This is a genomic window from Nonomuraea sp. NPDC049400, assembly GCF_044466425.1.
In the GTDB taxonomy this organism is placed as follows: Bacteria; Actinomycetota; Actinomycetes; order Streptosporangiales; family Streptosporangiaceae; genus Nonomuraea.
On record NZ_JBITMP010000012.1, the window covers coordinates 244,490 to 258,105 of the forward strand.

Genomic DNA, 13,616 nt, shown 5'->3' on the forward strand with positions numbered 1-13,616 from the left:
TGAGATCACGGAAGGAGCGCGTTGACCCGTAGGGTGCGGTTTGTGCCTTCATCCCCCAAGCGCCGGCTCCTGGGTTTTCTCGTGCTGGCCGGCTGGCCGTGGCTGGCGGCGCTTTCCCTCCTCGAACTGTTCCTCTTGGTGGAACCCACCGCGGTGGCCCTGGTGACCGGTGAGTTAGTGGGCCTCCTGGCACAGAGCGCGGCTCGGCAGGATGCCGCCGCGAGCGGCATCGGGACGATGCTCGTGCTGCTCGGCGCGCTGCTGGTCACCGGTAACGTGCTCCGCTCGATGAGCCGGCCGCTGGCCGAGCGGGTGGGGCGGCGGATCGACGCCGCCGTCCGAGAAGAGCTGACCTCCCGCGTGCTGGCGCTGCCGACCCTGGACCGGGTGGAGGACGTCGCCGTCCAGGACGAGCTGACCACCATGCGTTCGCCGCTGCTGACCTGGACCGACGAGGGCATCGGCGCGGCGGCGGTGGGCCGGTTCCGGGCCGGGCTGACCATGGCGGGGCTGGTGACGGCGATGCTGGTGCTCTCCTCCGTGGTGTGGTGGTGGGGTCCGGCGACGGCCGTGGCAGCGCTGCTGCTGGGCCGTTACCGAGCCGGCATGTGGCGGGAGTTCTTCAGGGTGGTGTCGGGCACCATGCCGGCCGCGATGCGCGGACGCGCGTGGTCCGCGATGATGTCGGACAACCGGGACGCCAAGGAGGTGCGGATCTTCGGGCTGACCGACTGGCTGGAGAAACACTCACAGGAGAACATCGCCGACGCCCTGCGGCGGGTCATCGACTCAAGGGTGGCCCTGCTCCGGCGCGAGATGTCGGTCTTCCTCGGGTGGGCCGCGACCGCGTCAGTGGTGTACGTGGCGGTGGCCACCTCCGGTGAGGTGTCGGTCGGCCGGATCGCCGCGACGATCGGCGCGGTCTCCGCCATGTTCGTCATCTCCATGTCGAGCCAGGGCGAGGACATGGACGAGGTCGCGATGCCCGCCGTGGACGCGGTCACCCGGATTCGCGCGCTCGCCCCCGGCCTGGAGCCGCCGCCCGGACCGGCCGGCGCCGGAGAGATCACCCTTCGGGACGTGGAGTTCGGGTACGGGGAGGTCCGCGTACTGGATGGCGTGACGCTGACCCTCCGGCCCGGCGAGGTGATCGCGGTCGTCGGCGTGAACGGGGCGGGGAAGACGACCCTCGCCAAGCTCCTCACCGGCCAGTACCGCCCGCGCAGCGGCACCGTGGTCACCGAGCCCGCGGCGTACGCGGTCTACCAGGACTTCAACCGGTACGAGCTGAGCGCGTACGAGAACATCAGGATCGCCGCGCCGGATGCGACGCGGGAGCAGGTCGAGGCGGCAGCCTCGGCGGTGGACGCGACCAGGCTGATCGAGAAGCTGACCAAGGGCTGGGAGACGGTGCTCTCCCCCAAGTACGCCGACGGCGGCGACCTGTCCGGTGGCCAGTGGCAGAAGATAGCGCTTGCCCGGGCGGCGCTGGCGGCCGCCTGCGGAGCGCGGCTGCTCGTGCTGGACGAGCCGACCGCCAACCTGGACATCGAGGCCGAGCTGGCGGCCTTCGACCGCATCCGCCAGGTGCGCGGCCAGGCGACCGTCGTCCTGATCTCGCACCGGTTCTCCACCGTGCGGAAGGCGGACCGGATCGTCGTGCTGTCCGGCGGGCGGATCACCGAGGACGGGACCCACGACGAGCTGCTCGCCGCCGGCGGGGAGTACGCGCGGATGTTCCGTCTCCAGGCCCAGCAGTTCAAGGAGAGCGCATGAGGTTCGCCGAGATCCGTACTGTGCTGACCGAGTGCCTGCGTCATGCGCCGGGACGCACCTGGCTGCTGTTCGTCCTGACCCCGCTGGGCGCGATCACCCCCGGGCTGACCGCCCTCGGCCTGCAATGGATCGTGGACGGTGTGCTCGCCGGGTCCAGGCCGTTGCTCATCGGCGGGGCGCTCTGCGCGGCGACGGCGGGCGCCTTCGTCCTGGCCGGCGGCCGCGTCATCCAGGTCCAGGCCGGCCTGCTGGGCAGCGAGGTCGGCACCGTACTGGACCGGCGGATCATCCGGTGGTGCGCGACCCTGCCGACCACCGCGCACCTGGAGGACACCGACTCGCTCCGCCGGATCGAGCAGATCCGGGGGCTCGGCCAGCGAACCGTCACCACCGGACTGGCCGCCCTGAGCGTGGTGCAGAGCGGGCTCTGGCTGGTCATCACCACGGTCCTGCTGGCCAGGGTCCATCCCGTGCTGCTGGCGCTGCCGCTGTTCGCGGTGCCGCCGATCCTGCTCACCCGGACCACTTCGCGCAGGACCGAGGCGGCCAGGGCGGAGACCGCCGAGCGCAACCGGGCCGAACAGCACCTCTTCACGATGATCACCGAGGCGAACTCGGCCAAGGAGCTCCGGCTCGGCACCTCCGGCGCCCATGCCGCCGCGATCGCGCGCCGCCTGCGCGAGGAGCGGACCGCGATCCTCTGGCGGGCCACGCTCGCCACCGGTGGCCTCACCCTGATCGGCTCGCTCATCTTCGTGGCGGCCTTCCTCGGGGCGCTGTTCCTCACCGTCCAGCTGGCCCTGTCCGGCGCGGCCAGTCCGGGCGCGCTGCTGCTGGTGGCCACCCTCGGCGGCCAGATCAGGGGCCAGCTCGACCTGCTCACCCATGCGCTCACCCTCGCCGGGCGCGGCCTCACCATGGCCGGCCACTACCTGTGGCTGCGCGACCTGTACGCGGCGAGCACCAGCGGCACGCTCTCCCCGCCCGACCGGCTCCGCGACGGCATCACCCTCTCCGGCGTGGACTTCTCGTACGGCGGCCCGCCCGTGCTGCGCGGCATCGACCTGCGTCTCCCGTCCGGAGCCACGGTGGCGCTGGTCGGCGACCACGGCAGCGGGAAGACGACGCTGGTCAAGCTGCTGTGCGGCTTCCACCAGCCGACCGGCGGAACCATCACCGTGGACGGGACACCCCTCCCCCAGCTGGATCCCGCGGCCTGGCGGGAACGCGTGACCTCGGCCTTCCAGGACTTCAGCCGGTTCCCGTTCCTGGCCCGCGAGGCCGTCGGCGTGGGCGACCTGCCCAGGATGCACGAGATCGCGGAAGCCGCCGAGAAGGGCGGCGCCGCCCAGGTCTTCACCCGCCTGCCGAAGGGCGAGGAGACCCGCCTCGGCAAGGCCCTCGGCGACGGCGTCGAGCTCTCCGGCGGCCAATGGCAGAAGATCGCCCTGTCGCGGGCCTTCATGCGATCCACACCGCTCCTGGCCGTGCTCGACGAGCCGACAGCCGCGCTGGACGCCGCCAGCGAGTACGAGGTCTACCAGCGGTACGCGGAGGCAGCCCAGGAGTGGCAGCACGCCACCGGCGGTATCACCCTGCTGGTCTCGCACCGATTCGCCACCATCCGGATGGCCGACCTGATCGTCGTGCTCGACGGCGGGCGAATCACCGAGTGCGGCACGCACGCCGAGCTCATCGCCCTCGCCGGCCGCTACGCCCACTTGTACGACCTCCAGGCATCCGCCTACCAGTGAAGGCGCTTGGAGGACGGCGGCATCACTCGCGTTCCCGGCGGGCCATGTACGCGCCCAGGGCGCGAACCATGATCGATTCATGGGTCACCGGTAGCAGGCCCTCCAGCGACTCCCACGCCCGGGCGACGTACCCGTTCGCCTCCCGTTCGCAGGCCTGGACCGCCCCGCAGTCCTCCAGTGTCCGGGCGATCTCCGCGACGGCCGCGGGGGACGCGTCGCCGTCGCGTACCGTGTGCCAGATGCGCCGGATGTCCGCCGCGGGGAGCAGGGCGACCGCGTGGGCAAGCGGCATCGTGACCTTGCCCGCACGCAGGTCCTCGGCCACGTGTTTGGTCGGCCGATGACCGCCGCCGGACCGCGGCGCGGTGACGCCGCGCAGGTCGGCCACGTCGTCGGTGATCTGGTACGCCAGCCCGATGGCCTCGAAGTAGTCGGCCATGGCCAGGAGCTGGCCGGGAGTGGCACCAGCGAACAGGCCGCAGATCTGCGCCATGCCGCGCGGGACGCTGGCGGTCTTGAGGCGGTGGACGGTGCGGATGCGGCGCAGCAGCGGCTCGGCCTCGCCGGTGGCGACGGCTTCGTCCATCGCGGCCCGGTGCCCGGCGATGTCGAGTGCCTGGCCCGCGTGCGCGGCGTGCATGACCTGCAGGAAGACCTCGTGTACGCGCAGGCGCAGCGACTCGTCGTCGGGCACGGTACGGCGCAGCAATTGGTCGTAGACGAAGTAGGCGGCGGTGCCGGCGTTGATGGCGGTCGCCTCCCCGAACACCATGTGGACGGCCGCGCGGCCGCGACGAACGGGCGAGCGGTCCTGGACGTCGTCGACCACCAGGCAGGCGGTGTGCATGATCTCGAACGCGCCCGCCAGGGACCGGTATTTCCTGGTGTCGGCGCGGAGCATCCCCAGGGCCGCGATGGCGGCGTAGGTGCGCCAGCTCTTGCCGGCGCCCTCCACCGCGTAGCGGATGGGACGGACGAGTGTGTCGTGGAGGTCTGTGAGGTTCACGCCCTCCAGGAGCTCGGGGCGAGCTTCCACTCCCGCCAGACCGGCCAGCATGGACGCCTCCGGCGATTCGGGGTAGATCTCGTCGATCGAGGCGTTGGCGAGGTCGCGGGCCCGCAGGACGAAACGTTCGATGTCGGCGATCCGGTTCGCGGGCCACACTTCGAGGCAGCCCTGTCCGGACACGGGCCGCCCGGCCATGGTCCCTTCGACGCTGACGTACGCCTCCAGGATCCCCGAGCCGAGCGGCAGCGACCGGATCTCCTGCTCAGGGAACCACGTGCGAACGCGGAGACTCAGCTGGTGCGAGGCGATGTCCACGTCCCAGACGGTGTTGTAGGTGTTGAGCGTGGACAGCGACGTCCAGGCCGCCGAGCCGCGCAGGACGGCGGGCACGCTGAGGCGTTCGCCGTCCGGAGAGCTCAGCACACCGTGCACTCCGGCGGGCACGCTCGTGCCCTTGACGGCGTCGACGATCACCGCGCGCAGCACCGACACATCCCACCCGTTGTCGAGGCGCAGGCCGACCCATTCCCAGGCGGGTTCGACGTCGCTTCGCCAGTGGTCGCCGGAGCCGTGCCGGTACCAGGCCTGGCCGCGTACGGCGGACTCCCGTTCGCCGCTGACGGATCCCGTCACCGTCAGACGGGTCAGGCAGTAGGCGCGCAGGTCCCCGTCCACCTGCGCGATCACGGGTTTGTCCGGGGTCAGGCGCAGGTGGAAGCCGCTCCGGTCACCGTCGGCTTCGAGCAGGTAGGTGCCGTCGCGCTCCTTGCGGAGGCGGGCGACGCCGCCGAAGTCCAGGTCCAGCCCGTCCTGCCCGATGCGGACCGGATGGGGCAGCCGCCGATCGGGCAGGGGCAGGTCGCCCCGCGACAGCGCCTCCGTGAACGCCCGCTTGATCCGCGGGTCCGTGACCTCGTCGGCATGCAGCAGCACCTGTGCCAGCTCGCCTGCCCCCTCGTCCAGCCAGGATTCGCCCACGTGAGACGTTGTACGGGGATCGCTGCGGTACCAGAGCACGACATGGGACTCGAGCGGCGTGCCGTCAGGCCGCCGGATCTGGTGACGGACGAAGAAGACGGTCAGCCCGAACTCGCCACCGTCGTCACGCAGATGGATGGTGAAAACCCACCACTGCGTGCCGGGCCGGGGTTGCGGCAGGTCGTCGATGCCGCTTTCCGCCGGGTTTTCGCGCCTTGCCGGGTGCATCTGGAACTCCTAGGGATGTGCTGAGATGTCGGGCGCGACGAGCCGGGCCGTTCCCGCCCGGACGATGGGCTCGCCGACCACGACCTGCGTGAGAGTGATCCGCGGCAACGTGGGCAGCGTCCGCAGCGCCAGCGTGACGAGGGTGGGATGGTCCGCGCTGAGCTGCACCGGCGCCAGGCCCGCCGGGCGGCCGTAGAGGGTGCGCATGTACACCACGACATGGGGGCCGAGCGTCAGCCGAGCGGCCCGTAACGCGACTCCGCCGCCCGTCTGCCTGGGGGCGTCGAGCACGGCGCGGTCCACGGTGAACCGGAGCATGTCCCGGCTGCCCGACCTTGTCCGCAGCCTGGTCACGCCGTCGAACCGGGCGCCGGTCAGCGTCATCCTGTCCGCCGTCAGCACGACCGGCTCGCGCACGGTCACAGCGCCGGCACTTGGCGGGACGAGCGGCACCGCGAGCAGCACCGGAACCACGGCAAGCGCTCGCCTGGCCGGGGGCGGTTCGCGGCTCGCGGCAACGGGCCTCCAGGCGGTGCCGAGCGCGCCGCCGACCAGGCCGAGGAGCAGGCCCAGCCCGAACCCGCCGAGGTTGGAGTAGACGAACGACGCCAGCGCCAGCAGCGTGGCCACCAGACCGTAGAAGACACGGTGCGCGGGTTGCGCCCAGAGCAGGACGCCGAGCAGGGCCAGCACCAACCCGAGCAGGTATGTTGCCCCGGCCGAGCCCGCGCGAACGACCACCGGCAGGCTGCTGGTCGCCCAGGGGACGGCGATCAGCTCGACGCCCGCCAGCAGGACCAGAGCCCCGCCCCAGAACGGCCGCGCCCGCCGCCACCGCCCGAAACCACCCCAGAGCCGCGCCCACCGCGCCGGGCCGCCCGCTCGTCCTTGTTTCAAAAACATTCCCGCCTGCCACGCTCGACGTCCACCGTGAGGCCGGGCAGATCGAAGGTCGCCGTGGCGGTCCCCCAGGTGACCTGTCTGAATCCACGGATGACGACCTTGTCGGCCCGCTGCCCGTACGTGCCGGGCGTACCCGAAGCGCCCGGCACGGTGGAGACGGCCCCGGCGTCGACGCCGCCCTCGAACCCGGCGAAAGTGGTGTCGCCGCTGACGTGGGTCGCGTCGGCCAGCATGTCGGTGGCGACGGCGGGCTTGCCTCCGTGTCCCGCGCGCAGCTTGAGCGTGACGGTCCCGACCGGTGTGTCCATCAGCATGCTCTGGCACATGTCGTAGACCAGCCCCGACTTGGCCTGCACGGTCATGACGGGCACGCGGGAGCCGGTCCCGGTGGTGAGCGTGCGCCCGTACTGCGCGAACCCGTTGACCTTGAACGTCTTCGCGGAGATCTTGTACGACCTCCCGGAGACGACCATCGTCGCCCCCACGGCCCCGTGGGACATGGCGGCCGCCAGCAGGCCGGCGACGGCGATCGCCGGGCCCAGCACGAGCATGAACCGCTTCCAGCAGATACGCCCTGAGGTGAGCACGATCCTCCCGGCAGGCCCAGACGGTGACGTACAGCTAATGGTGTGCAACCAAGAGTAGTCAAATTTTGGCCAAGGCACGACGTGACCCAGAGTCCTGCGCCAGGAGGCTTGACCTACGCTTGCACGATCTTGGTCGATGACCCGAACCTTGCGCAGAGCTACGACGCCGGCCGCCGAGCACCAAGCGACAGGACGAGCGAGCAGACGAGGAGGACGAGCCCGGCCGCAGGGGCCTGCGCGAGGGCGGCCGAGGCGCCCCACGCGTCGGCGGCGCGCCCGGCGAGGGACGCAGCCAGCGCCGAACCGGCCGCGCTGGCGGAGTTGTTCCAGGTGAAGGCCTGGGTGAGGACGGCTGGGTGGACGACCTTCTCCGTGAGCACGTTCAGCAGGACGAGCGTTGGCGGTACCGCCGCCTCCGTGACCACCACAGCAGCGCCGAGCCAGATGGCGGACGGCGCGAGGGGAAGCAGCAGTGCCGCGACCGTCAGACAGGCGGTGGCGATGACGAGCTGGCGGCGTGGTGAGGCGGGGTGCCGTCGCAGCCCGTAGAGCCAGCCGGAGAGCAGCCCGCTGAGGCTGGCGGCGGCGATGATCGGCGCGGCCGCGCCAGGAGTCCCGTGGCTGATGGCGAAGGAACTCACCGAGACCCCCATGGTTCCGAAGTACAGCCCGACGGCCAGGTTGAGCAGGGCGAGAAGGAGGAAGGCCGGCTGCAGCAGGGTCCGTCCGGCGCGGGCGCGTTCGGTGTGCTCGCGGGCGGGCGGGGGCACTGTGCGGCCCTGAGCGGCCAGCGTCCCTCCCCCGCCGAGGATGAGGGCCGCGGCGATGAGGATGGCCAGGGCCGCGTCGCCGACCGCGCCGAGCGAGGTGACCAGGACCGGCCCGAGGAGGAAGGCGGTGGCATTGGCCAGAGATTCCAGAGAGAAGGCGGTGGGCAGTTCGTCGGCCCGATCGCCGCGCAGCAGGTGGGCCCAGCGGGCTGCGGACAGGGCGCCGAGCTGGGGGACGGCCGCTCCGGCGCAGGTCGCGGCGATGATCGCGGCGGTGGGGGTGGTGGATGCGAGGACGCCGGCGATGGCGGCGCCGTGGGCGAGCAGGGAGAACGGCAGGACGCGGGTCTGGCCGAACTGGTCGACCAACCGGGCCAGCCAAGGGCCGATCAGGGCCTCGGCGAGGGCGAATCCGGCGGTGGCCAGGCCGGCGGTGCCATAGGAGCCGGTACGGGCGTGCAGCAACCAGACCAGGCCGAGGCCGGTCATGGCGACGCCGACGCGACCGACAGCGGCGGCGAAGAAGAAGGCGGCAGCGCCGGGGCTGCGCAGCAGGGGACGGTAGCCGGTAGCGGCGCGGGGCATGAGGGTGTCCTTCATCGCCGCCGAGCGTGGCGAGCCATCCGGGGGTCGCCGGCGCCTGAGTGATACAGAAAGGTGCGGCCCCTGGCCCGCCGGGGGGACGTCCAGGACTGCGGTGGGACGGGACACGCGCCCTCACCGCCGCCCCCGGCACCGGGCGGAGGAAAACGTCAGATGCCCAGGCCAAGGCGGGTCCGGGCGACTGGGGCAACCCTAGCAGGACGGCAAGAGGCTTCAACAAGAGCGTTACGAACGATGGCAGCGGTCGGCTTGTCCGATCGGAGGACCGCCGTGGATAGGGTTGCGCCATGATCGAATCCACGGGGTTTGATGCCGCTGTCGAGGTGGGGATCGCCGCGTTCTGTGCGGGTGAGGAGCCCCCGCGTGACGAGGAGGTGTGGGAGCGGCTGACCGGAGCCGGCGTCGAGCCGTGGCTAGCCGAGCGGTTGTTGATCTTCCTGCCGATGGCGTACACGCGGCGGTTGCTGCCGGACGTCTCGTACCCGGACGGGCTGGTGACCCCGGGCGGGCGGGTGAGTCTCTCGGCCGAACCGGTGTTCATGGCAGCGTTGGACCGCGCGCAGCGGGGCGACCGTGGCGAGGTCGGGCGGATCGCGGTGCGCAGCGGCGAGTTCAATGCGATCAACAACGCGCTGCACGCCGGGTCGAAGCTGTCGGACCTGATGCTCAGCGAGACCACGCTGGTCGAGGACCTGGAACCGGTTGAGCAAGGCGACGGTGGCGTACCCTCGCCGCGAGCCGTGCTCGAGGGTTTCCTTCGCGGGCACGGCATACCGCTCGACGGCGAGACGAAGGTCGGCGCGGAGCTGTTCGTCCACCCCGCCCCAGCCGGCGTGGTGATGGCTCAGGTGGACTTCGCCGTGTCGCACCCGGCGCTGGCCAGGCCATGGCTGGTGGAGAGCTTCGCCGGGTACGGCACCACCTGGCGCGACGCGATCGGCGAGGCGGTGAGCAAGTTCATGCTCGGCGCGCTGCACCCGATCGTCGACGGCCTCCTGCTCCCCGGCGCCGCCCCCGACCAGGTCGAGCGGAAGCGGTACGACCACCCGAGCGGCGCGTTCGAACTGGTGCTGGGCCCCCAGATCAACCTGTTCGCCGACCGGTCGGTGCCATCTGCCGGGCCTTTGCTCGACCGGCTGCTGGAGACACTGCGCGCCGAGCCGCTCACCCGAAAGGTGCACGGGCTACACCTGTTCACCGCATACCACGACGGCCGGCTGCAGACCAACGAGATGCTGCTGGACAACGAGCCGTGGCCCGGCGGCGAGGCGGTGGTCGCGGACAGCCAGGCACCGCTGCCCGACGGGAGGGTCGCGGTGCGGATCTTCGGCCTGCTCGTGCCTGTCGACAACAGGGGCGTCCGGAGATCGCTTCCCGCATGAGGGATGATCGTTTCCCAGAACCGCCGGGTGGCCTTACACGTCAGGCGTTCAGCGATCGTCGCACGGCGGCGTCCACCAGCTCGTGGATCTCCTGCTCGGTGAAGATGTCGGGCAGTGTCAGCCGCTCCACGATGAGCCAGTTCAGTGTGAGGTAGAGGAGCACCACCGAGGTCGAGTCGCCGGGCAGGCCCGACGTGGCGTGGTAGCCGATGTTGGCGTCGATGTCCTCGCGGATGCGCTTGGTCAGCACGGCGCGCAGCTCGGGGCGCCGGGTGGACTCCAGCCGGAGCTCGAGCAGGGCCAGGTAGCCGGAGTTGAAGGCGGAGACCCGGTCCACCAGTTCGTGCATGAGCTCGGCATAGCGGATCTCGTCCTGCACGCCCTCCCGATTACGGGCGATCGTGGCCTCATCGGGCAGCAACCGCTCATAGATGCGTCCGCCGACCTGGGTGAACAGGTCGTCGCGGTTGGCGAAGTAGTTGGAGGCCGTGCCGGGGGGCACAGCCGCCTCGGCGTCGACGGCCCGGAAGGTCAGCCCTCGCGCTCCTTCCCTGGCCAGCACCTCGATGGCCGCGTCGATCAGTGCCTGCCGCCGCTCGGGATTTCTCCGCACCTTGACACCACTCCACTTGTAGTACTACGGTCTAACCACTCCACACAGAGTACTACACCGGGAGTTGACCGACATGCGGAAGCTCGTCTACTACATCGCCGCCTCACTCGACGGCTACATCGCAGGCCCCAACGCCGAATTCGACTTCTACCCCCTGTCAGACCAGATGGCCGCCTGGATCAACGCCCGCTACCCCGAGACGCTCCCCACCCACATCCGCAAACTCGCCGGTCTCGACAACGCCCCCAACAAAGTCTTCGACACCCTGGTGATGGGCCGCGGCACTTACGAACCGGCCCTGGACGTCCCCACCACCAGCCCCTACGCCCACCTACGCCAGTACGTCATCTCCAACACCCTCACCATCGACGACCCGACAGTGCACGTGCACTCCGGCGACCCGATCAAGCTCATCCAGCAACTGAAGGCCGAAGACACCGGCATGGACATCTACCTCTGCGGCGGCGGCAAACTCGCCGCCTCCCTGCTCCCCGAGATCGACGAAATCATCCTCAAGAGCTACCCCGTCGTAGCCGGCACGGGCATCCCCATGTTCTCCGGACACTTCCGCCCCACCCTGTTCACCCCCACCCGCCGGGAATCCTTCGACAACGGCGCCCAGGTCACCTGGCTCACCAGGGCCTGAAGGAGACAGCATGCATATCAAACTCCCCACCTCGATCACCCAGACCAAGACCGACCACCACGCCCGCTCACCGCACCACCCCGCACACCCGGCACGCGACCTCAAACCCACAAGCCGAACAAACCTCTCCCGCCGCCCGACCGCCGCCCCCCGCCGCAGCGGTTACTGACGGAGTGCAGACCCTGGCCCGGGGTGGGGGAGGCCCCTTGGCGGCTGACGGCGCTCTATGGCGCCTTGGCGGTGGCGGCGAGCCTGTGGGCGGTGGGCCGCCGCGGGTCTGTCGCCCGGTCCCGCGTCGTCACCTTCGCACTGGGGGCCGGGCCGGCGCAGGCGATGGTGACCGCCGTGGCGGTCGGCGTGCTGACCGGTGACACCTTCAGAGCGGTGCCGGGCGCGGGCTGCCCTGAACACACGCCCGAGCTGCCCGCGGCGAGTGAGTGGGCAACCCGGGTCCAGTGGCTCAGGTCAGGTCGGCGGCGTGGTCGGCTACCCAGCGTGACATCGTGCGGCCTGGGCGGCCGAGGACGCGTTCGGTGTCGGGGGAGACCGTAGGTGGTTCCTCGGCGTATTCGGCCTGGTAGCCCAGGATGTACTCGGCGACGTCCATGGGGATCCCCGCCGTGATGTAGGCCGCTCGGGCCTGGCCGTACGTCAGGGGCTCGAAGCGCAGCGGTCTGCCCAGCTTCTCCGCGGTTCACGTACTACGAGCCCTCGCGCGGGAGGAAGGCCGTCGTGGCACCCATCGCACCCGGCACGGCCGTGCTGGGGACCGCGGACAGCGGGCGGGCGATCTCCTCCAGCGGTCGGCGTTCGGCGCGGACCCCGAGCAGGATCTCGACGACACCGCCGACGACCATGACCGCGCCGCCGATGAGGTATCCGGCGAACAGCCGGGACGGGTCGGCGCCGGTGCCGATGAGGTGGCCGTACAGCACGGGGCCGATCGCGCCGAAGCACTGCGCGATGGCGAAGAACACCGCGATCGCCTGGGCACGCACCTCGAGTGGGAAGATCTCGCTCACCGACAGGTAGGCGGAGCTGGCGCCGGCGGACGCGAAGAAGAAGATCACGCACCAGGCGACGGTCTGGGTGGCCGCGGTCAGGACGCCCTGGTCGAACAGGACAGCGGTGATCGCCAGGAGCACGCCGGACACGATGTAGGTACCGGCGATCATCTGCTTACGGCCGACGGTGTCGAACAGCCGGCCGATGGTGAGGGGGCCGAGCAGGTTCCCCGCCGCGAACCCGATCAGGTAGATCGGCGCGTCAGTCGCGCGTACGCCGTAGAAATGGGTCAGCACCAGCGCGTACGTGAAGAAGATCGCGTTGTACAGAAACGACTGAGTGATCATCAAGGTGGCGCCGAGCACCGACCGCCGCCAGTGATCGACGAACAGCACCCGCAGCAGGGCGCGATAGCCGGCCCGCTCCGGCCTGACCTCGATCGCACGGCTGTCGTCCACGGGCCGCAAGACGCCGGGCGAGCCGTACTGCGCCTCGATGGCGGCCATGGCGCGCTCCGCCTCGGCCGCGCGGCCGTGCATGAGCAGCCAGCGAGGGCTTTCTGGCAGGTTGCGCCGCACGTACACCACGAAGACGGCCAGCACGGGGCCGAGCAGGAACGCCGGCCGCCAGCCGATCTCCGGGGAGAACACGTTCAGCAGGACCAGCGTGCCCAGGGTGCCGAGGATGGCGCCGGCCCAGTACGTCCCGTTGACGCCGATGTCGATCCGACCCCGGTAGCGCGCCGGGATCATCTCGTCGATCGCCGAGTTGATCGCGGCGTATTCGCCGCCGATGCCCATGCCCGCGATGAAGCGGGTGGCGAACAGGTAGACGATCCAGCCGGTGCCGTGACCGAACGTGAATGCGGTCAGGCCGCTGCCGACCAGGTACACCAGCAAGGTCACGGTGAAGAGGTTGCGGCGGCCCAACCGGTCCGACAGCCGGCCGAAGACCAGGGCGCCGACCACCTCGCCGACGAGGTACACGGTCGCGATGGCCCCGACGGCGGTCGCCGACAGGTCAAGGGTGTCCGGCTGGCTCAGCACACCGGTCACCGAACTGGCAATAGTGATCTCCAGGCCGTCGAGCACCCATGCCACGCCGAGCGCCACAACGAGCCGAGTGTGAAAGGGCGTCCATGCCAGTCGGTCCAGTCTCGCCGGAATCAGGCTGCGGATCACCCCGGGCGAAGTGCCGGCCGTCGCTCCCATGGTGCGGCTCCTTCCGGATCGCGGCGACCGCCTTCCCGGTCGCCTACACCGCCAATCCCAGCAAGCGGAGGGAAGGAAGTCGTCGAAGTCAGCGCCCAATCGCGCTACCGGCCAGCGGTAATCCCGCGCTTGCAGCTGGCGTGACCATGCG

12 protein-coding genes are annotated in these 13,616 nt (G+C 70.7%); 5 read left to right on the forward strand and 7 right to left on the reverse strand.

The window, feature by feature from the left end; all coding sequences use genetic code 11:
* The first annotated feature begins 42 nt into the window (after positions 1–42).
* Together ACIBVN_RS21335 and ACIBVN_RS21340 are read left to right on the forward strand one after the other, a co-directional pair.
* A complete protein-coding gene (locus ACIBVN_RS21335; RefSeq protein WP_397138830.1) occupies positions 43–1,776 on the forward strand; it encodes an ABC transporter ATP-binding protein in 1,734 nt (577 codons plus the stop codon).
* Positions 1,773–3,530, forward strand: a complete 1,758-nt coding sequence (locus ACIBVN_RS21340) for an ABC transporter ATP-binding protein (RefSeq protein WP_397138832.1) — start codon at positions 1,773–1,775, stop codon at positions 3,528–3,530. The genes ACIBVN_RS21335 and ACIBVN_RS21340 overlap by 4 nt, the downstream gene beginning before the upstream one ends.
* A 22-nt stretch (positions 3,531–3,552) precedes the next feature.
* Here the strand turns inward: ACIBVN_RS21340 and ACIBVN_RS21345 are convergent, their stop codons facing one another.
* The 4 genes from ACIBVN_RS21345 to ACIBVN_RS21360 all read right to left on the reverse strand — a co-directional run bounded on the left by ACIBVN_RS21345 (position 3,553) and on the right by ACIBVN_RS21360 (position 8,605).
* Positions 3,553–5,745: a polyprenyl synthetase family protein gene (locus tag ACIBVN_RS21345; protein WP_397138834.1), complete on the reverse strand. Its 2,193-nt coding sequence runs from the start codon at positions 5,743–5,745 to the stop codon at positions 3,553–3,555.
* A 9-nt stretch (positions 5,746–5,754) separates the two neighbouring features.
* A complete protein-coding gene (locus ACIBVN_RS21350; RefSeq protein WP_397138836.1) occupies positions 5,755–6,642 on the reverse strand; it encodes a DUF6114 domain-containing protein in 888 nt (295 codons plus the stop codon).
* Positions 6,639–7,235 carry a DUF6230 family protein gene (locus ACIBVN_RS21355; protein ID WP_397138838.1) on the reverse strand — a complete coding sequence of 199 codons (597 nt, stop codon included), beginning with the start codon at positions 7,233–7,235 and terminating at the stop codon, positions 6,639–6,641. Before ACIBVN_RS21355 ends, ACIBVN_RS21350 begins: the two co-directional genes overlap by 4 nt.
* A gap of 158 nt (positions 7,236–7,393) precedes the next feature.
* Positions 7,394–8,605, reverse strand: a complete 1,212-nt coding sequence (locus tag ACIBVN_RS21360; protein WP_397138840.1) for an MFS transporter — start codon at positions 8,603–8,605, stop codon at positions 7,394–7,396.
* Between the two features lie 290 nt (positions 8,606–8,895).
* Between ACIBVN_RS21360 and ACIBVN_RS21365 the strand changes: the two genes are divergently transcribed.
* On the forward strand, positions 8,896–9,990 hold the full coding sequence (locus ACIBVN_RS21365) for a DUF6348 family protein (RefSeq protein WP_397138842.1): 1,095 nt from the start codon (positions 8,896–8,898) through the stop codon (positions 9,988–9,990).
* A gap of 40 nt (positions 9,991–10,030) precedes the next feature.
* On the opposite strand, the gene ACIBVN_RS21370 is transcribed toward ACIBVN_RS21365, so the two are convergent.
* Positions 10,031–10,603, reverse strand: coding sequence for a TetR/AcrR family transcriptional regulator (locus ACIBVN_RS21370; RefSeq protein WP_397138844.1), 573 nt, complete (start codon positions 10,601–10,603; stop codon positions 10,031–10,033).
* A gap of 73 nt (positions 10,604–10,676) precedes the next feature.
* On the opposite strand from ACIBVN_RS21370, the gene ACIBVN_RS21375 reads away from it, so the two are divergent.
* Together ACIBVN_RS21375 and ACIBVN_RS21380 are read left to right on the forward strand one after the other, a co-directional pair.
* Positions 10,677–11,249 (forward strand): dihydrofolate reductase family protein, encoded by a 573-nt coding sequence (locus ACIBVN_RS21375; protein ID WP_397138846.1) that lies wholly within the window; start codon positions 10,677–10,679, stop codon positions 11,247–11,249.
* A 10-nt stretch (positions 11,250–11,259) separates the two neighbouring features.
* The gene (locus ACIBVN_RS21380; RefSeq protein ID WP_397138848.1) at positions 11,260–11,418 is read left to right on the forward strand and encodes a hypothetical protein; all 159 of its coding nucleotides are present in this window, start codon (positions 11,260–11,262) and stop codon (positions 11,416–11,418) included.
* Positions 11,419–11,709: 291 nt separating this feature from the next.
* On the opposite strand, the gene ACIBVN_RS21385 is transcribed toward ACIBVN_RS21380, so the two are convergent.
* Positions 11,710–11,856 carry a hypothetical protein gene (locus ACIBVN_RS21385; protein WP_397138850.1) on the reverse strand — a complete coding sequence of 49 codons (147 nt, stop codon included), beginning with the start codon at positions 11,854–11,856 and terminating at the stop codon, positions 11,710–11,712.
* A gap of 94 nt (positions 11,857–11,950) precedes the next feature.
* Positions 11,951–13,465, reverse strand: coding sequence for an MFS transporter (locus tag ACIBVN_RS21390; RefSeq protein WP_397138852.1), 1,515 nt, complete (start codon positions 13,463–13,465; stop codon positions 11,951–11,953).
* Between the last annotated feature and the right edge of the window lie 151 nt (positions 13,466–13,616).

Coding starts and splice junctions, on each gene's coding strand:
- ACIBVN_RS21345 (WP_397138834.1), bottom strand. CDS start 5,745: ATGCACCCGGCAAGGCGCGAAAACCCGGCGGAAAGCGGCATCGACGAC.
- ACIBVN_RS21360 (WP_397138840.1), bottom strand. CDS start 8,605: ATGAAGGACACCCTCATGCCCCGCGCCGCTACCGGCTACCGTCCCCTG.
- ACIBVN_RS21365 (WP_397138842.1), top strand. CDS start 8,896: ATGATCGAATCCACGGGGTTTGATGCCGCTGTCGAGGTGGGGATCGCC.
- ACIBVN_RS21340 (WP_397138832.1), top strand. CDS start 1,773: ATGAGGTTCGCCGAGATCCGTACTGTGCTGACCGAGTGCCTGCGTCAT.
- ACIBVN_RS21385 (WP_397138850.1), bottom strand. CDS start 11,856: ATGGACGTCGCCGAGTACATCCTGGGCTACCAGGCCGAATACGCCGAG.
- ACIBVN_RS21380 (WP_397138848.1), top strand. CDS start 11,260: ATGCATATCAAACTCCCCACCTCGATCACCCAGACCAAGACCGACCAC.
- ACIBVN_RS21390 (WP_397138852.1), bottom strand. CDS start 13,465: ATGGGAGCGACGGCCGGCACTTCGCCCGGGGTGATCCGCAGCCTGATT.
- ACIBVN_RS21375 (WP_397138846.1), top strand. CDS start 10,677: ATGCGGAAGCTCGTCTACTACATCGCCGCCTCACTCGACGGCTACATC.